Here is a 14,868-nt window from a genome sequence, read left to right on the forward strand (position 1 = left end):
AAAAATGCCACGCTTTAAGCGTGGGGGAGTGATTTAATAAAAGCCCCTTGCGGGGCTAGGTGGTGATTAGATGCCAATCGCTGAACGGTGTTCTGCCAAACGGTCAGTGCCGCCGACAATAAAGATTGAGTTGAGCAAATCAATCTCGACCAAATCTTTGCCGTTTTCGATGATTTTGTAATAGGTTAATGGCACGGTGTAGCTTTGTTCGGTGTCATCGCCTGATTTGCTTGTGCCGTTGTCAATTTCGCTGAAACGACCACGCATAATCAATTCAATGGCGGTGACTTCTTCGGTGTCGTCTTGTTGATATGCACCCGCAAAACGTAATGCAGAACCGTCAATTTTGCCGCCAAATTCTTTGATGAGTTCGGTCATATAACCGCCCATTTTGAATTGCGCTTCCAAGCCTTCCACGCCTAAATTCACTTTCACTGGACCAATCATGCCGCCTGCACGGTATTCTTCCAGTTTCATTGCCAATTTAGGTTGGGTGATTTCTGTGACTTGGCCACGGTAAGAATTACCGTCCGCCAAGAAGTTCATGAGTTTTAATTTACGTGGTAAAGCCATTTGTTATGCTCCTACTTTGGCAATCTCTGCGGCGAATTCCACAAGGTATTCATCGCTGATGTATTGGTTAAAGCCTAATTGTTCTAATGGCGGAACAGGACAGTAATCATAAGACACAAGCAGTTTTGCATCTTTTAAGGTGGCGGCGGTGTTCAGTGATGAATTGATAAATGCTTTACCGCCGACTAAGTAACCTTTCGCCACATATTCACGCCATTTCGCATTGATCGCTTCCACGATTTCTTTCACCAACATCACGCTGATGTTTTTATCCACTGCCCAATCAAAAGATTGGGCGATAGTGTCTTTCAACACTTGTGCGGTGCGGGTGTAGTTTTCGTAGATGAACAATTTGTCGGCTGAACAGGTGCGCAATCCCCACAACTTGAAGCCATTGTGATTCACACAACAAGTGATGCCTTGTTCGTTCAAGTAGTTGACATCGGTCGCACTGTCGTTAATGTCAAATGAAAGTGGTTTAGTCACGCCAGTGACGCCAGTTAAACCTTTGTTAGAAATGCAAGTGTGCCAGCCATATTCTTTATCTTGATACGCACGCATTGCCGCCGCACGGACAACTGCATAATCCACTTCGGTTGCTTTAGTGTTCGGGTTGAACGATAAGAAGTCACCGAAAATCAGCATTAATTCACGCTGTGAGAAATTACGGCGATAAGTCACCGCTTCTTCTTTGGTTTTGGCTGATCCGCACGATGCATACACAAAGCCATTCAGTTTTTTCGCCACGCTTAAAAGCTCGGTGGTGACATCTTGGCTGTCATACTTCGGCACGCAGAAAATACGCGGTTTCACGCCACAAACGGCAGCAGATACCAAGAACGCTTTTAAGCCAGTGTAATTGCCGTCGCTGTCCACTGTTCCGATGACGTTTGCTTTCATGGTGCTTTCATCGTCGTTTTCTTCCACACGAATGACGACCACTTTACAATTCACGATGTCCGCAATGCCATCTAACGCACGGGATAATGTGCCTTGTTTACCGGCTTTCGCTTGGACTTCGGCGGTGATACCTGTTAAAAGAGTGGGTTTATTGAGTGGGAAAACAGTTGCGTCTGCATCTGCTGCCGTTGCCACTAAACCGATCACGGCAGTGGATGATGTGGTGAGTGTTCGCAAGGCTTCGGCAATTTCCGTTACCTTGACCCCATGGAGATATTCATCAGACATATTTTAGCCCTATGGTTTCTATTGGTTAAATAATGTCTTTATTGTGATCGAGAGAATGTGGCAGTGCGAGCGGTTGGAAGTGTGAAAAACGGGGTAACAAAATGCGGCCAAAATTGACCGCATTTTATTTAAATTAAGGCAGAACTTCAGGGAATGGGTCGTCAGTTATCCAACTGACGACTGGAAGACGCATATAATCAAGGTCTGTTGTTGGTACTTTATCCCTAAATCTTAACTCAATATAAGCTCTATCGCCTATACTAGCAACATATACAGTAGCAATTTCATCGCCGTCATCGCTATAAAACGGAAGCATAATAGGCGTGCGTGTACGGAAGCCAACTGGTATTCTCGGAGGGGGTAAAATATCCATTCGCTTGGCGTGATTTTTCCTCGTAAATTTAGGATTACTGCTCCCGTAAAAAGAAATAGTGTCCCAACGCCCCGCATAGAAAGAACACTCAACTCTGTTATTCACTCGTCTTAAATGAATAGCCCCTTCTTTAATATTTACAGAAATGTTAGATAGTCGTCTAATACCTGTATCACCCGATATAACAGTCCACTGTCCATTTTGCTTTTGCCATAGGTATGCTCCAACGCCTGCACCGTTTGTTGAGTTATAAAAAGTTCCGTTTGGCTCATTACCTTTAATCTTATTTTCATAAACGTTAGACCCATTAAGAAACCTTGTTGTGTCAGGTTTATCGGGTCTGCCGTCTCCAGTGATGATATTAGAATTTGTAGGTTGTGCAGAAATGCCAGTCGGAATCTTATTCTCAACTCGTCTAACTTCACTTCCTATATATTCTGCTAACTCTGTAATTGCTGTATCAAACGCCATTATTTGTTATAACCTCGATTGTAGGCTTCTTTAAGGTTAATTCCGTCCAACACTGTAAATTTACCAACAAGAAGTGACAAAGATTGATTTGTTTGAGTTATTTTTTGAACCAATTTATTTAAGCCATCTTCACCTGTTTGAATGTTCTTCAACATATCGCCAAGCTCTTTGATGGTGTCAATGCTTGCATCAACTTGTCCGCCTAAAAGCTCATTTTTTACATCGGCTTTCGCTTGATTTAAAAGCTCAAGAATTTTCTTGGCTGATAATGTTGCTGTTTCATTTGTCGCACTATCATTAATGCCGGCCGCACTGCTTGATAGGCTGTTGATTCGCTGATTCATCTCATTGATTGCGCCAACAATCGTATCTTTCTGAGTTGTGGTTAGGCTTTGCATTTCCCCGATTAGCTTGATAATCTCTTTATCTTTCATCCCCACAAATTCAGCAAATTCTGTGATTGTTTGATTAAATTCTTGTCTTGCCATTAAAGCGCTCCGATGTTGTAGTGAATAATTAATTCGTTGATGTTTGGTAATGTTCTTGTGTCAAAATCGCCGCCGATATTGGCATATCCTTTTTGGACGGTGATTTTGTGTTGTTGTTTAGGCTTGAGTGTCACTTTGTGTTTGGCTTTCGCCTTAGTCTTTATACACATTTCACCCCCTTGTGACATCCCGTTTTAACCGCACTTTGCCACCGCAAAGGGTGCTAATTAATCCGTTCTTGTCAGTTTGTTGCAAATCCCAACTTGCCACCGACCAATCTGCATTTTCTGTTTGATCGTGCGACACGTGCAGTGTGATTTCGTTTTCTTTAACGGTTAAGCCATTTGATGTTGATAGCTTAATGGTTTCTGATTGACTTCGTTCCGGCACGATATGCAAATCAAATTGACTCCCTGTAAAGTCCATTGGGGTGTCGTCATCATTATTGAAAATGAGTGTTTCAAATTCGTCATCCCCACGGATCCAATCAAAAATTATTTCATTCATTTTTCATTCCCTTGATTGAACCGATAATCGCGCTGTTTGCCGTTTATTTCGCTTTCGTATGCGGTTTTGCAATGGTTTTTATCTCTAAACAATCCATTGATGAAACGATAGAGTACACGCCACCGTTTTTTCGGTTGTTCGGCTAAAATAGCCCCACGATAGGTGCGACTTGATAATGTTTCGTCTGCTGCTCCGCCTGTTAAGGCATTGAATAGCTGGTCGATAGCGATTAAATTATGATAAGCGTAGTTCTTTAATTTGCTTGGAATTTCCATTCTTCAATTTCCTTTCCAAGTGCGGTTAGTTCTTCTAGTGTTTTCGTGGCAAGCAAGCGATCTTCAAACGCTTGGCGTTGTCCGATAATGACACCAATAGCGACCGCAAACTGTGATGCTTTCTCTATAACTTTCTCAACTAACACATCAAAAGGAACGCCACGCACTCTTGCGATTTGTTTAAGCATTGGGGTGTCAGCTTTATTATCAGCTTTCCATGCTAAGGCTTCTTTCTCTTGGCGATAGAAGCTTTCAATCTCTGTTTGCGGATAGCCAACCAGCAAGCTAGATTTAAGCGTATCGGCTTTATCGGCAAGCGTGGCGAGTAAGGTTTCTTTGCGTTGCATAAACAGCTCGACAATTTTCGCTTCATCTTTTACCCATCCTGTGCCATTCCACTTGCAAGGCTCGGCAAACGGTGCAAGTGCGGTTAAATTATCAGGTAGTTCACCTAGTGCGGTATGTTCTACTTTTTCGCCTGTTTCCTTGCTGTAATATGTGCCACGGTGATCTGCTTGATATTGCCAACTGTTATCTGCTCGCACAATGACAAAGCCTTGTTTGGGTTTTGGCGGTGCATCTAAATAACTGCCCGCCGCAAGACTTCCGCCTGCGCTGACATACTCGGTTGTTTCTTTGGTGTAAATCCCTTGTGCGTCAGTGCAATACACGGTGATTTCACCGCTGGTTTCGGCAAAGCCGTCTTGATTAAATGTTACGGTCATGTTGTACTCCTTATTCGGCTAAGCAGATGTAGTGATAGGCGATGTTGCGTGGGCGTACACCAAATGCTCCCCATCCCCTTGTTGAGCTTGGCGTTGATAAAATTCTACTAACGCCTGATTCCGCAGTATATTTGTCTTGGATCGCTTTATCTCTTGTGTCAGTATCATTGAATGCATTCAAGACAAAACCAACATTAGGGTAATCATTTCTATTTAATAAATCGGCAGAAGCGTGTTGTGCAGCTTGCTGAACTGTCGAATCATCTAACATAACGATACCTGTTGCAGCTAAATTGGCGATATTATTATCAATAGCCATAATGGTCGGTTTTTGATCGCTTAATAAAGCCCGATTTCCATCTACACCCCGCCCATTATCCAAGCCTCGGATAAATTCGCCACGCATATCAGGGAGTGTGCCTGATGGGTATATCAACGCAAGCTTAGGATAGCGTAATTTGTCAAATCTTTGCCCATTCATGGCCAAACAACCTTGTGGGACGGTAGAGAGCGGATAAGGAATCGGAATGCCAATAAATAAATCATGTAAAGCATTAAAATCAGTGGCGTTGGCTTTTTCCCCGATTGCTGCAAGCAACGTCGCTTTCAAGTTTGCATCACCTGCTAATGCTTTGGCCAATTCTTCCAGTGTATCCAATGCAGCAGGCGCAGAACCTACCAATGCGGCAATTGCGGATTTAACAAATTCGGTTGTCGCAATTTGTGTATTGTTCGTGCCTAATGCGGCTGTCGGGGCGGTTGGGACACCCGTGAGCGCTGGACTTGCTTTTGACGCGTAGCCTTTGCGGTCTTGATTAATGGCATCTACTTGACCTTTTAAATATTTGGTTCGGTTGGCGAGTTGTTTAGCTTGCACGTTAATTACGCCAAGTTCGCCACCTAATACCTTGTCTTGTTTTTCAATGAGATAGACATCATCTTCCCATTGTTGTTGTTCGGTAATTTTCCCCATTTACACTTCTCCAAAAGTAAAGTTTCCGTCGAAATTAATTTCGCCATCCCAACGATGACCGGCCCTTGTAAAATTAAACGCAACCAAATGACAACGCGCAGGGGTATTTTCATTTAAAATACGGCGCACTTGTTTTGATTCTTCAATAGTAATGGGCTGATGTAACACAATTTTGTATTCTGCCCAGTGCATTTCTTCATGCTCAAAGGTGTCTGAGCCATCAAAAGTTAGTTCACCATTCCATGTTTTAAGCGATTGGTTTTCGATAATATCCACTTCGCCATAACCCACTGACTTCATCACGCGTCGAATGGCTGAAATTGTTCCTTTATGTTTATGAACGTGAATGCTATTTAAAATGGCTTGCCGTTTATTATCTTCGCTCCAATCATCGTCCCATTCATCAATTGAGAGTGACCAAGCAAGCCACGTCAATAAATTCACGGGGCAATGGTCAGCGTTCCATAAAAGGCGAATGGGGACAGGAATTTCCGCAATGGCTGAAAACGTATTCGATAATTGTTTTTCTAGCTTGCTTGACCCCGTAGGTAGTAGATAGCTATTCATCTCTACCACCTACGTTGACTTGAATTTGTGTGCAATATGCTGCTTGGTGAGGTTGTACGATTAAATCTGCAAGCGGTTTGGTCAGTTTTACGTTCTGTACGCCTTCTTGATGTAAGGCGGCATAAATGCCTGAAAGCGTAATATCAATGCCAAGCAAGTGTTGCTTATTTGCATAATTGGCGATGGCTTGATTAACATTTGCCATAACAACGCTTTCTAGTACAGTTGGATAAAGTGTGATGGCAGCTTGAATTTCATAAGGTAAAATCACCGCACTTTCGACTAATACCGTATCAGTCAATGGGCGAATATGTTCGGCATTTAACTGTTCTTTTACCGCATTAATTAAATCACTGTCGGCTGTGCCTTGACCTTCTGTTGATAATATAGCAACTTTCACCGTGCCTGCAGTTGGGCTTGTTACATCAACGTCTTTCACTTTTGTAGAGGTAGAAAGTGCATGGAATTCATAGCTTGCGCGACTGCCTGCTGTGGTTAATCCTTCTAATGACATTTGAATGCGTGTTCTAAATCGTTCATCATCTTCATATTTAGCGGGACTAGGTGGTGTGCTTTTTAAATCTTCTGCTTGAATAATCAATCGAGTGACGCCAAATAATGCGCCTAATTGATCTAAGTCTGAGCCTGTCGCATAGGCAAGCATTACTGCCTTGGCTGATTCATTAATATTTGTTCTTAGCAAGAGTTCTAAATAAGCATTTTCTTCAAGCAATTTAACCACTGGTTCGCTTTCTAACTGTAAGCGAGCTTGCCAATGTTGGCGCATATCGTCATTTTCTTGTAATGACAGGAATTTAGCTTTTCGTTGAGCAAGTAAAGTTTCATAACTGAGTTCTTGCACAACTTTTGGTGCGGGGAGTTTTTTTAAATCAACTAATTCGCTCATTCTTACCGCCTAGCCATACATCATCATAATTGATGACGTTGTTTTGATTTTTTGTTCTGCCCACAATGGAGCAAGTGATGCCGTTTTCTGTAAGTTGTGGTTTAAATTGGCTAATCGTCACGCGTGGTTCCCATTTGTGTAATGCCATCACCGCACTTGCGGCCAGTTGGAGCAACAAAGCGTGGTTCATCGGTCTGTCAATGAGTTCCGGAATACGACTGCCATACTCTCTGCGTTGTAAACGTGATCCGATTGGTGTCAATAAAATGTCTGCGATTGACTGCTTGATGTGTTCCGTTTCGCTTGTGATTTTCTCGCCTGTAAATCGATTCATTATTCAGGCTCTCCAGTTTTATCTTTACCTTTTGAAACATCTTTGTGTTTATGTTTCATTTGACTAATTCCGCCCGCTATCATGTCGCCTGTTGATGTCACTTCCCCATCAATATTCACATTGCCTTTAATGTTGACAGTGGGGCAGTCGATATTGATTTGATTAGCTGCTTTGATATTGGCGGTGTTTATTCCTGTTACAACCAAGCTGCTATTTGCTTGGTTGTAGGTAATTTTTGCGCCATCGGCAAATTCGATCACGTGTTCATCTGCTGAATGGCTTGGGCTGTTTTGAGTGTAAAGCCCTGTAATGATGCATGCTGTTGTCAGTTCACCGCTTGCCGCCAAGATGACACATTGTTCGCCTTGTGTTGGCGGTGACCATGTTTTTGTCGTGCCTGATCGCATTGTGATGAATGGGATGAAATCCGTTAATATTTCACCGCACTTTACCCGTGCTTTTGCTTGTTCATAATCGACTTCGGCAATTAAGCCAAAGCGGATAATGCTTTCAATTCTGCGGTTGTTATCGGCTGACATGGGCGGATTTCTACTTGTAATAATTGCCCCTATTTTTGGTGAGTTTGTTTAATTTTGCGAGTGTGTGGAAGTGTGAAAAAGGTGGTAACAAAAAAGGGCCTTCGCCCTTTTGTTTTTATGCCCGATCTGTCATTCGACTTCGCATTCTTGCTTGTTGTTGTCGGTTGATTCGTTCAAGCTCTGCGGCGACAAGTTGGGCGATTTGTCGTTCATTTTGCCCTGCTTGTGCATTAATGGTGATATTGACCGCCATTGGTTGCATAGTTTGGCTGATGCTTGGACGTGCTGAAATTGGCGGTCTGTTATCCACCTGAATTGGTGCTGCAGTGGCAAGTCCGATACCTAAACCGCCCGCAATTAAAGCTTGCTTGCCGTAATTTAAGGCGTTCAGCGTGGCGATGCCTAGACGATTTGTGGCTTCTTTGGTCATGATGTATTCACCACCGTGGAAAATGCCTTTTGGCTCGTATTTCCCGCCATTCCCCGCATAACCGCCTGACCATCTATTTACATTTGGCACATCTAATCCTGCACCAGTCATGAAATAGTTTCCTGCAGCACTGTTATTCATGGCATTAGCTGTGGCATTTGATACTTTTTGTTTTGCTGCGTCGATTGTTTTCCCAATGCCTTCAAGCGTTGGCATATTATCAAGCACCCACTTAATGCCATCCATCAACCATTGCAAAGGTTTTGTCACTAAATCAATACCTGCAGCAAGCCATTCGCCGAATTTCTTACCTGCACTAGCGGCAGCATCTAAATCTTCTTTTGTGCTTTGTACTGGCGCAAGTAGGTTAGTGAACCAGTTAAAAGCACTTTCAATCCAACCGACAAGCGGCTTGAATTTGTCTATGACGGGTTGTAATCCTGATTGTAGCCCGCTTAAAAATCCACTAAAGAATGAGCTAATCGGCTGCCAATATTTAAAAATGGCAATACCTGCAGCAATGATAGCGGCACCGATAGGGGATAATGCAAGTCCCACAAATTTAAGCGGTGATAATAATCCACGAACGATTGCACCGCCAATTCTTGGCAATATCACGCCTAAATTTGCCAATGCCAAGCCTAACCGTGCGATAGGGTATAAGACAAAGCTTAAAACCGTGCTTAATGCCCCGAAAATCGTCAATGCTCCGCCGATTGCTCCCGCAATCATTACAATGTTTGATGTGAGTTTTGGATTTTCAATAATCCAATTTTTAACCCGATCAATTACTCCGCCGATTTTATCCATTAAGCGTTCAAGCGTTGGTGCGAGAGTTCCCCCAATGACAGAATTGAGATTGAATAATCTATTTTTAAAAATGCCCCATTTAGAAGACAAGGCTTTCATTCTTGTGTCAAATTCACGCCCCATTGATCCTTTTGCCGCTTCGCTGTTTGCCAGTTCAATTTGTCTGCGCCATTCTTCTGTATTTGAGACTAACAATGCGAGTGTTTTTGTATGCTCCGTGCCGACTAAATCTGCAATGGTGCCTAGTCGTTTTGATTCAGGTAGTTTTTTGAGTGCATCCACGATTTTAAAAATCGTTCCTTGTGCATCTTTAACCATGCCTAATTCAACAGCATTTGCACTTAACCCTAACGCGGCCAAGCCATTCTTAACGGGCTTTTTCTTACTTGCTTGTGACAAGCGCGTGAAGATCGCATTGACGGCTGTCGCTGATTGTTCTTCTGCCGCCCCTGCAGTTTGCAATGTTGAACCTAACGCCGCCATGTTCTTTTCACTAATATTAGCGATGCCAGAAATACCCGAAACTCGGTTCATAAATCCGATGATTTCTGTTCCTTTAGAAATGGCGTTATCATCAAGATAGTTAATGGCATCGGCCAGTTCGCGTGATGCTTGTGCTGATAGTTTAAAGTTTTTTGTTACTTTCCCGTATTGTTCGACAAGTTCATCCGGATTCGCCGCATCAAATGCTGTTGCCATTTGTGTATTTAATCGCACAAATTCTGCAAGCTGTTCTTTTGGCACGTCCATTCTTGCCGCGCTTTCAATCATGTTGGCAATTTGCACGGTTGTGAGTGGCAATTCTTTTGATAGATCCTGAATATTTAATTTCCACTGTTCAAATTCAGGCGTGAAATTCCCTGCGTCATCTTTCAAGCCTTGCACTTGTCTTGCTACGCCAACCATGGCATCTTCAAAGCTCATAAAATCACGCACTGAACCAACTAAAGGTGCAGTGATGGTCGCGCCTGCTGCAAGTGCTTGCGCACCGACAATTTGAGCTTTGCTGTTAATGTCTTTGAGATTATCGACTTTCCCACGATAGCGATTATATGCCGCCTGTTTAGCATTTAACTTGCTCAATGCGGCTGATTGGTTGCTAATCTGCTGATTTGCCGCGCTCATTTTGCTTTTTAATTCGCTTTGACGCTGTGCAAGTGTCTTTGATGATAATCCTGCAGCATTAAGTTCTTGGCGAGTTTGTTTTAATTTATTCGCAGTTGATGTTTGTTCTGTGGTTAATTTTTTGACGGCTTGTTGTGCGGCCAATACTTTATTTTTGAATTGCTCGGTTGGATTTTTCGCACTGTTTAATTGATTGGTGTATAAGGCGGCTTTTTGTTTAGCTTTTGCCACTTCATTATTGAGTGCGCTTAATTTGTTTTTTAATGGATTGATCGTTGCCGCATACTTTTTGATAGCCGCTTCGTTTTCGCGTTCTGCCTTGCTTAATTGCGCGCGAACGTTTTTATTTTCTTTCAATTTCTTTGAAAGTTCAGACACACTTTTGCTTGCACTCTTTAATGGTGCAGACATTTTATCAATGGCATTGAGTAAAACTGATAATTGCAAATTGTTCATAAAAGCTCGCTTAAATACTTAATTGTTCAATGACTAAATCTTCGATGATGTCTAAATCGCTTTGGCTAAAGCCTAACAATTCACGCCGTGCGTATCGCACTTTGAAATCTTTTGTTTTTGATGGGCTACTCATTAAGCCGTATTGATGCACTTTTGCGATCATTGCGCTTGACCCATTAAACCCGACCGACACTTCATTGGCATTACTTTGAATTTTGAAATATCTTGCTGTTCTTAACTTTGCAAACATGGCTTTTCGTTTAATTCTGCCTTTCTTTTTCCCAAATTCTTTCCTTGGTTTTCTTGGCTCAAATGCTGTGCCGTCTGGGTTTTCTTGACGTGCGATGCGGGCTTGTTGATTTTTTCTTAAAGCTTGCGCAATGTTGCGTGCTAACTGTCGGCGGGCTTGCGGTGAGAGATTATTAATCAGTGCGTTCAGTTTCGCTTGGATTTCTTCCACCGTTGCCATTATTCACCGCCTTTGAAAATCAAATGTTCATCGTCTATTTTTTCAAGATAAACTTTCAATGTGTTTAATGTTTCCCATTCCGGTGCGGTTGGTTCGGTGGCGTAAGTCATCTGCACGTTTTCGCCCACTTGTTTTGCCACAACGCGTTCGGTAAGTTGGATTTCAAACGATACGTCCGCTGTGTTGTTATTGTTGTAATCCATTTGGAATTTAAAGGCGTTTTCGCTGCGTTGCGGATTTTCGAATAGTTCAGGTTGGTTTTTTCGTAAGTACGCATTAATCGGCACGATTAGGCTTGCAATATCAAAGGCAAAATCGGTGATGATGATGTTAAGCGTGTAACGATACTCAAAACTTAGTGATGTGCTGCCAGTTGCAACAACTTGACCGCCGTCAACATAAAGCTGTAAGCGGTCAGGATTTTTTACAAAGTCTTGGTGACTTTGTTCAAGGATTTTGCGCAGTTGGTTTGGCTTTTTCATTTTGCGTATCTCTGCAAATTAATGGTCGGCTGTCTTTATCTACGGCAACAATCAAATGTCCAGTATCCGTCATCAAATAGCCTACTTGATGAATGCATACTTCTGTTATTCTTCCATCAGGGTAATTTGAATATTTACCAAGTGGACCATCTCTAAATGGTACGGTGTACGTATTTGCTAAACATGGCAATGAAGCGGCAATAGCGAGATAAAGAGTGGTTTTTCTCATTTTCTGAAATTCCGTTGTTGCATTTCATATTTTTGCTGACAATCCACGCAACGGTTTACGCCTTGAATTAATTGGCGGCGTTTTTCAGGAATGGGGATGTCGCAATCTTCGCAATAAAACGCACTGATTGCTTTAAAAGTGCGGTGTTTTTTTAACGCAATATCACGTGTCATTTGTTCGAGTTCTTGCGCACGGTCAAATTGATCGGTCATTGTTTTTCCTGTTTATTAAATTCATCAATGCATTTCTTTAATGCTTGATTCTCAACAATGCATACACTTAGCTTTTGTTGGCTTTGTAGATAAGCGTTAGCCAAATCCCCGTTTGTTTTAATTGTGGCGGCAAATGGTGTACATTCTGCAACTTGCGGGCATAGAATTGGCTGTTTAATGATTTTCGGTGTAGTTGAACACGCCGCTAACATCATCAGGGATAAAAGTGTCAGCCCAATCTTGGTGTTTTTTAAGTGCATTTTTTAAATCCTGTGTTTGCTTGGTTTGAGAGATTTTTAATTGATTAACGGCTTCCGTGAGTGCTTTTTGTTGCTCATTGAATTTATCCACGCTTTCATTTAAGGCAATGTAAGACGCTTCCCATTGTTGTTTTAATTGTTCTTCTTTTGCTGCTTCAGCTCGCCAGTGGTTAGCTTGCCACCCTTGAAACAGGATAATTGCCACAAGCATGAGCGGGCCAACCAATAAAATGTATTTTTCTTTTTTCGTTAAGAACCCAAACATAATGCTTTCTCCTTTTGTCGTCTTTCAATTAAGCCTTTCAGTGGAACGCCGTTTGCATAAATCCATCGTTCAAATTGACCGCACATGGCTTTGCTATATCCTTTCCGTGCCATTTTAAAAAGCGTGCTGTTTTTTAAGTTCCCGCATCCTGCATTAAAGGTAATTGACACTAAGGCATCAAATGCACCTTGCGGCATTGCTTGACCGTTTGCATACGTATTCACACATTTTTCGGCTTGTTTAATTCCCTTTGTAAAGGCATTTGCAATTTCTTCATCTGTATAGACTTTATGTGGAATGACCTTTTCGACTGCATCAGTGGTTCCTAGCCCGAATGTTAATACATCTGCAGGGCAGTTATATGGCACTCTTTGACATCCTTCTGCATTGCCAGTCAATAGCAAGCCTTTTTCTGATGTTCTAATTTCATGCCCGTGTAAAGAGAGTGCCAATCCTACAATCGCCACAACACTGCATGCATATTTCGCTGTTCGTTTAATCATGGTGATGGCTCCGTTGGTTTAATTCTTTTTCTTTTAATTCAAAATCTTTTTTCTTGTAATACCAATTCACAAGGAATGTTGCGACGCCGATCACAATACCTGTTGCTGATGCGACGTCAGCCCAATTTACATTTGAAAACATATCCGCAATGCGTCCGATGAAGAAGGCAAATAATCCTGATATGTAAGATGCTCTTGATGGTGTGTCGTGCATATCAGCTCCAAAGTTGTATAGTGTCACTTGCCACGCTGATCTTTTCCGTGTCAGTTTCTGGCAATATTACTGGTGTTCCGATGGGAATGACGGGTTTATCCATTAAGTGCGGGTTTAATTCGCACGCAATTTCTAACAGTCCTTCACTGCGGCCAAAATAGCGATAAAGAATGGCGTCCAAGTTGTCATTTTGTTGTGCGTAAACTTCCATTAAATTAACTCCGCATCGACCCGTCTTTTGCCGATGATGTCACTAATGGCAAAGCGTGCGTCTCGTCTTAATTCGTTGATGCTGTCTTTGAGTAAATCCATTTTCTTTTCACCATCGTTTGTGCTGTCATAGCTTGCGTAACGCTCATAAAGGTTAGCAAGTGCCAAACAGTTCACCGCACGTTTATAGCGATAAATCAACACGCTTTCGCCATTGACTGATGGTGCAGGGATTTGTTCAAGGAAGTGATGTTCGCTTTGTGCTCTGAATGTAGATAATTCATCATTCACACTGGCGATGGCTTCAATCAATGCATCTTGCAAGCGTTGTTCGGTGATTGTGCCGTCTGCACGATATTGATTGCGAAAAGCAGAAAGAGAAATGTCAGGGAAAAAATCATCGTTCCGAATAATATCTTCGCCTGTTCCGTAATCTTCCAGTTGTTTTTGCACTGCAGCCATCTCATAGTCAGGGGCAAGTTTTACTGATAGAGATCCGTCGCTCATGTTTTCCTTTATAAAAAAAGTCGGGTGAGGATTAAATCAAGCACGGCCAAAAATCCGTCAGAATTTGACCGCACTTTTAATCCGCCCGACGGGTGCGTGGTTTGCTCGTTATCAAATCCGATTATTCATCGGCTTTGCTTAATTTTTTACGTAATTTTTTAATGTCGCCTTTCACGCCAATTTTTTGATCTAAACCTAAAGCACGTTCAAGGTATTGCAAGGCTTGTTCAGGGTTCTTTTCAACCAATAACAAACCTAATTCCCGCAATAATCGCGCGCGGCTTTCATCTGGCATGTCACATTCAGCGGTGATGCGTTGTACTTGCTCTAAGTAAGCCACTTCAAATGGCTGATTGGCGGCTTGTGCGGTTTTTGCTTGGTCTGCAAATTCTTCCGCCAATAATGTGCCAAGTGTTCGCGTAAACGGTTCAGGCAAACGTAAATCATGGAATACGGCATAATCCGCAATCTGCAAGGCAAGGTGATATTCCCCGCAGTCGATTGCCCACACGCACCATGTCATTAAAACGTTATCTTGTTTGCCTGTGCCGGCAGATAACGCCCCTGTAATCCATGGCAGATAGTCGGGCAAAATTTGCTTTTTAAATGCGGCTTTGCGTTCGGTCGATTGGATGTTTTTCAAATCCTTTCGATGTCTCGCAAGAATACGGCACATTTTTTCGTATTCCGTGAAGTCGCTTAGATCTTCGGTTTCTGCCGCATTAGCGATAGCGGCAGAAACTTCAAGAAAGTGACGTTTAGTTGGTCGCATTATG

The 14,868-nt window shown here is 42.4% G+C and carries 25 protein-coding genes; all 25 read right to left on the reverse strand.

The features are described from left to right. Positions 1-66: 66 nt before the first annotated feature. Positions 67-573, reverse strand: a complete 507-nt coding sequence (locus tag HMPREF2750_RS01230) for a phage major tail tube protein (protein WP_005700105.1) — start codon at positions 571-573, stop codon at positions 67-69. 3 nt (positions 574-576) lie between these two features. Beyond that, positions 577-1,761 (reverse strand): phage tail sheath subtilisin-like domain-containing protein, encoded by a 1,185-nt coding sequence (locus HMPREF2750_RS01235; RefSeq protein ID WP_049372672.1) that lies wholly within the window; start codon positions 1,759-1,761, stop codon positions 577-579. Positions 1,762-1,894: 133 nt separating this feature from the next. After that, on the reverse strand, positions 1,895-2,605 hold the full coding sequence (locus HMPREF2750_RS01240; protein WP_070582264.1) for a hypothetical protein: 711 nt from the start codon (positions 2,603-2,605) through the stop codon (positions 1,895-1,897). Continuing rightward, positions 2,605-3,093: a hypothetical protein gene (locus tag HMPREF2750_RS01245; RefSeq protein ID WP_070582265.1), complete on the reverse strand. Its 489-nt coding sequence runs from the start codon at positions 3,091-3,093 to the stop codon at positions 2,605-2,607. The genes HMPREF2750_RS01240 and HMPREF2750_RS01245 overlap by 1 nt, the downstream gene beginning before the upstream one ends. Then, a complete protein-coding gene (locus tag HMPREF2750_RS10010) occupies positions 3,093-3,263 on the reverse strand; it encodes a hypothetical protein (RefSeq protein ID WP_161797278.1) in 171 nt (56 codons plus the stop codon). Before HMPREF2750_RS10010 ends, HMPREF2750_RS01245 begins: the two co-directional genes overlap by 1 nt. Position 3,264: 1 nt before the next feature. Then, positions 3,265-3,600, reverse strand: a complete 336-nt coding sequence (locus HMPREF2750_RS01250; protein ID WP_005700111.1) for a hypothetical protein — start codon at positions 3,598-3,600, stop codon at positions 3,265-3,267. Beyond that, a complete protein-coding gene (locus HMPREF2750_RS01255) occupies positions 3,597-3,875 on the reverse strand; it encodes a DNA helicase UvrD (RefSeq protein ID WP_070582266.1) in 279 nt (92 codons plus the stop codon). Before HMPREF2750_RS01255 ends, HMPREF2750_RS01250 begins: the two co-directional genes overlap by 4 nt. Next, positions 3,854-4,600, reverse strand: a complete 747-nt coding sequence (locus HMPREF2750_RS10115; RefSeq protein ID WP_261660552.1) for a tail fiber assembly protein — start codon at positions 4,598-4,600, stop codon at positions 3,854-3,856. Before HMPREF2750_RS10115 ends, HMPREF2750_RS01255 begins: the two co-directional genes overlap by 22 nt. Positions 4,601-4,610: 10 nt before the next feature. Further along, a complete protein-coding gene (locus HMPREF2750_RS01265) occupies positions 4,611-5,573 on the reverse strand; it encodes a phage tail protein (protein WP_070582267.1) in 963 nt (320 codons plus the stop codon). Continuing rightward, positions 5,574-6,140, reverse strand: a complete 567-nt coding sequence (locus HMPREF2750_RS01270) for a phage tail protein I (protein ID WP_070582268.1) — start codon at positions 6,138-6,140, stop codon at positions 5,574-5,576. Continuing rightward, positions 6,133-7,047 carry a baseplate assembly protein gene (locus HMPREF2750_RS01275; protein ID WP_070582269.1) on the reverse strand — a complete coding sequence of 305 codons (915 nt, stop codon included), beginning with the start codon at positions 7,045-7,047 and terminating at the stop codon, positions 6,133-6,135. Before HMPREF2750_RS01275 ends, HMPREF2750_RS01270 begins: the two co-directional genes overlap by 8 nt. Continuing rightward, a complete protein-coding gene (locus tag HMPREF2750_RS01280; RefSeq protein ID WP_070582270.1) occupies positions 7,031-7,381 on the reverse strand; it encodes a GPW/gp25 family protein in 351 nt (116 codons plus the stop codon). The genes HMPREF2750_RS01275 and HMPREF2750_RS01280 overlap by 17 nt, the downstream gene beginning before the upstream one ends. Next, a complete protein-coding gene (locus HMPREF2750_RS01285) occupies positions 7,381-7,920 on the reverse strand; it encodes a phage baseplate assembly protein V (protein WP_070582271.1) in 540 nt (179 codons plus the stop codon). Before HMPREF2750_RS01285 ends, HMPREF2750_RS01280 begins: the two co-directional genes overlap by 1 nt. A 115-nt stretch (positions 7,921-8,035) precedes the next feature. Next, the gene (locus HMPREF2750_RS01290; protein ID WP_070582272.1) at positions 8,036-10,741 is read right to left on the reverse strand and encodes a phage tail tape measure protein; all 2,706 of its coding nucleotides are present in this window, start codon (positions 10,739-10,741) and stop codon (positions 8,036-8,038) included. Positions 10,742-10,751: 10 nt separating this feature from the next. Beyond that, positions 10,752-11,210 carry a phage virion morphogenesis protein gene (locus HMPREF2750_RS01295; RefSeq protein WP_070582273.1) on the reverse strand — a complete coding sequence of 153 codons (459 nt, stop codon included), beginning with the start codon at positions 11,208-11,210 and terminating at the stop codon, positions 10,752-10,754. Then, complete coding sequence (locus HMPREF2750_RS01300) at positions 11,210-11,692, reverse strand: phage tail protein (RefSeq protein WP_070582274.1); 483 nt, start codon at positions 11,690-11,692, stop codon at positions 11,210-11,212. The genes HMPREF2750_RS01295 and HMPREF2750_RS01300 overlap by 1 nt, the downstream gene beginning before the upstream one ends. Beyond that, positions 11,658-11,921: a hypothetical protein gene (locus tag HMPREF2750_RS01305; RefSeq protein ID WP_070582275.1), complete on the reverse strand. Its 264-nt coding sequence runs from the start codon at positions 11,919-11,921 to the stop codon at positions 11,658-11,660. The genes HMPREF2750_RS01300 and HMPREF2750_RS01305 overlap by 35 nt, the downstream gene beginning before the upstream one ends. Then, complete coding sequence (locus HMPREF2750_RS01310; protein WP_070582276.1) at positions 11,918-12,133, reverse strand: TraR/DksA family transcriptional regulator; 216 nt, start codon at positions 12,131-12,133, stop codon at positions 11,918-11,920. Before HMPREF2750_RS01310 ends, HMPREF2750_RS01305 begins: the two co-directional genes overlap by 4 nt. Then, the gene (lysC, locus tag HMPREF2750_RS10095; RefSeq protein ID WP_222563112.1) at positions 12,130-12,393 is read right to left on the reverse strand and encodes an Rz1-like lysis system protein LysC; all 264 of its coding nucleotides are present in this window, start codon (positions 12,391-12,393) and stop codon (positions 12,130-12,132) included. The genes HMPREF2750_RS01310 and lysC overlap by 4 nt, the downstream gene beginning before the upstream one ends. After that, positions 12,308-12,658 (reverse strand): chemotaxis protein, encoded by a 351-nt coding sequence (locus tag HMPREF2750_RS01315; RefSeq protein ID WP_014064324.1) that lies wholly within the window; start codon positions 12,656-12,658, stop codon positions 12,308-12,310. The genes lysC and HMPREF2750_RS01315 overlap by 86 nt, the downstream gene beginning before the upstream one ends. Then, positions 12,643-13,161 carry a lysozyme gene (locus HMPREF2750_RS01320; protein WP_005700153.1) on the reverse strand — a complete coding sequence of 173 codons (519 nt, stop codon included), beginning with the start codon at positions 13,159-13,161 and terminating at the stop codon, positions 12,643-12,645. Before HMPREF2750_RS01320 ends, HMPREF2750_RS01315 begins: the two co-directional genes overlap by 16 nt. Then, positions 13,154-13,375 carry a phage holin gene (locus tag HMPREF2750_RS01325; protein ID WP_070582277.1) on the reverse strand — a complete coding sequence of 74 codons (222 nt, stop codon included), beginning with the start codon at positions 13,373-13,375 and terminating at the stop codon, positions 13,154-13,156. The genes HMPREF2750_RS01320 and HMPREF2750_RS01325 overlap by 8 nt, the downstream gene beginning before the upstream one ends. 1 nt (position 13,376) lies before the next feature. After that, complete coding sequence (locus HMPREF2750_RS01330; RefSeq protein ID WP_005700063.1) at positions 13,377-13,586, reverse strand: tail protein X; 210 nt, start codon at positions 13,584-13,586, stop codon at positions 13,377-13,379. Continuing rightward, on the reverse strand, positions 13,586-14,092 hold the full coding sequence (locus HMPREF2750_RS01335) for a head completion/stabilization protein (RefSeq protein WP_070582278.1): 507 nt from the start codon (positions 14,090-14,092) through the stop codon (positions 13,586-13,588). The genes HMPREF2750_RS01330 and HMPREF2750_RS01335 overlap by 1 nt, the downstream gene beginning before the upstream one ends. A gap of 121 nt (positions 14,093-14,213) precedes the next feature. Next, a complete protein-coding gene (gene gpM / locus HMPREF2750_RS01340) occupies positions 14,214-14,864 on the reverse strand; it encodes a phage terminase small subunit (RefSeq protein ID WP_070582279.1) in 651 nt (216 codons plus the stop codon). Between the last annotated feature and the right edge of the window lie 4 nt (positions 14,865-14,868).

The organism is Haemophilus sp. HMSC066D02, from assembly GCF_001810545.1.
Taxonomy (GTDB): domain Bacteria; phylum Pseudomonadota; class Gammaproteobacteria; order Enterobacterales; family Pasteurellaceae; genus Haemophilus_D.

Bases quoted from the DNA above. Each gene is read 5' to 3' on its own strand.
- HMPREF2750_RS01265 (WP_070582267.1), bottom strand. From the start codon at position 5,573: ATGGGGAAAATTACCGAACAACAACAATGGGAAGATGATGTCTATCTC.
- HMPREF2750_RS01230 (WP_005700105.1), bottom strand. From the start codon at position 573: ATGGCTTTACCACGTAAATTAAAACTCATGAACTTCTTGGCGGACGGT.
- HMPREF2750_RS01310 (WP_070582276.1), bottom strand. From the start codon at position 12,133: ATGACCGATCAATTTGACCGTGCGCAAGAACTCGAACAAATGACACGT.
- HMPREF2750_RS01320 (WP_005700153.1), bottom strand. From the start codon at position 13,161: ATGATTAAACGAACAGCGAAATATGCATGCAGTGTTGTGGCGATTGTA.
- HMPREF2750_RS01255 (WP_070582266.1), bottom strand. From the start codon at position 3,875: ATGGAAATTCCAAGCAAATTAAAGAACTACGCTTATCATAATTTAATC.
- HMPREF2750_RS01235 (WP_049372672.1), bottom strand. From the start codon at position 1,761: ATGTCTGATGAATATCTCCATGGGGTCAAGGTAACGGAAATTGCCGAA.
- gpM (WP_070582279.1), bottom strand. From the start codon at position 14,864: ATGCGACCAACTAAACGTCACTTTCTTGAAGTTTCTGCCGCTATCGCT.
- lysC (WP_222563112.1), bottom strand. From the start codon at position 12,393: ATGCACTTAAAAAACACCAAGATTGGGCTGACACTTTTATCCCTGATG.
- HMPREF2750_RS01315 (WP_014064324.1), bottom strand. From the start codon at position 12,658: ATGTTTGGGTTCTTAACGAAAAAAGAAAAATACATTTTATTGGTTGGC.
- HMPREF2750_RS01285 (WP_070582271.1), bottom strand. From the start codon at position 7,920: ATGTCAGCCGATAACAACCGCAGAATTGAAAGCATTATCCGCTTTGGC.
- HMPREF2750_RS10115 (WP_261660552.1), bottom strand. From the start codon at position 4,600: ATGACCGTAACATTTAATCAAGACGGCTTTGCCGAAACCAGCGGTGAA.
- HMPREF2750_RS01250 (WP_005700111.1), bottom strand. From the start codon at position 3,600: ATGAATGAAATAATTTTTGATTGGATCCGTGGGGATGACGAATTTGAA.
- HMPREF2750_RS01305 (WP_070582275.1), bottom strand. From the start codon at position 11,921: ATGAGAAAAACCACTCTTTATCTCGCTATTGCCGCTTCATTGCCATGT.
- HMPREF2750_RS01275 (WP_070582269.1), bottom strand. From the start codon at position 7,047: ATGAGCGAATTAGTTGATTTAAAAAAACTCCCCGCACCAAAAGTTGTG.
- HMPREF2750_RS01295 (WP_070582273.1), bottom strand. From the start codon at position 11,210: ATGGCAACGGTGGAAGAAATCCAAGCGAAACTGAACGCACTGATTAAT.
- HMPREF2750_RS01300 (WP_070582274.1), bottom strand. From the start codon at position 11,692: ATGAAAAAGCCAAACCAACTGCGCAAAATCCTTGAACAAAGTCACCAA.
- HMPREF2750_RS01245 (WP_070582265.1), bottom strand. From the start codon at position 3,093: ATGGCAAGACAAGAATTTAATCAAACAATCACAGAATTTGCTGAATTT.
- HMPREF2750_RS10010 (WP_161797278.1), bottom strand. From the start codon at position 3,263: ATGTGTATAAAGACTAAGGCGAAAGCCAAACACAAAGTGACACTCAAG.
- HMPREF2750_RS01290 (WP_070582272.1), bottom strand. From the start codon at position 10,741: ATGAACAATTTGCAATTATCAGTTTTACTCAATGCCATTGATAAAATG.
- HMPREF2750_RS01270 (WP_070582268.1), bottom strand. From the start codon at position 6,140: ATGAATAGCTATCTACTACCTACGGGGTCAAGCAAGCTAGAAAAACAA.
- HMPREF2750_RS01330 (WP_005700063.1), bottom strand. From the start codon at position 13,586: ATGGAAGTTTACGCACAACAAAATGACAACTTGGACGCCATTCTTTAT.
- HMPREF2750_RS01240 (WP_070582264.1), bottom strand. From the start codon at position 2,605: ATGGCGTTTGATACAGCAATTACAGAGTTAGCAGAATATATAGGAAGT.
- HMPREF2750_RS01335 (WP_070582278.1), bottom strand. From the start codon at position 14,092: ATGAGCGACGGATCTCTATCAGTAAAACTTGCCCCTGACTATGAGATG.
- HMPREF2750_RS01325 (WP_070582277.1), bottom strand. From the start codon at position 13,375: ATGCACGACACACCATCAAGAGCATCTTACATATCAGGATTATTTGCC.
- HMPREF2750_RS01280 (WP_070582270.1), bottom strand. From the start codon at position 7,381: ATGAATCGATTTACAGGCGAGAAAATCACAAGCGAAACGGAACACATC.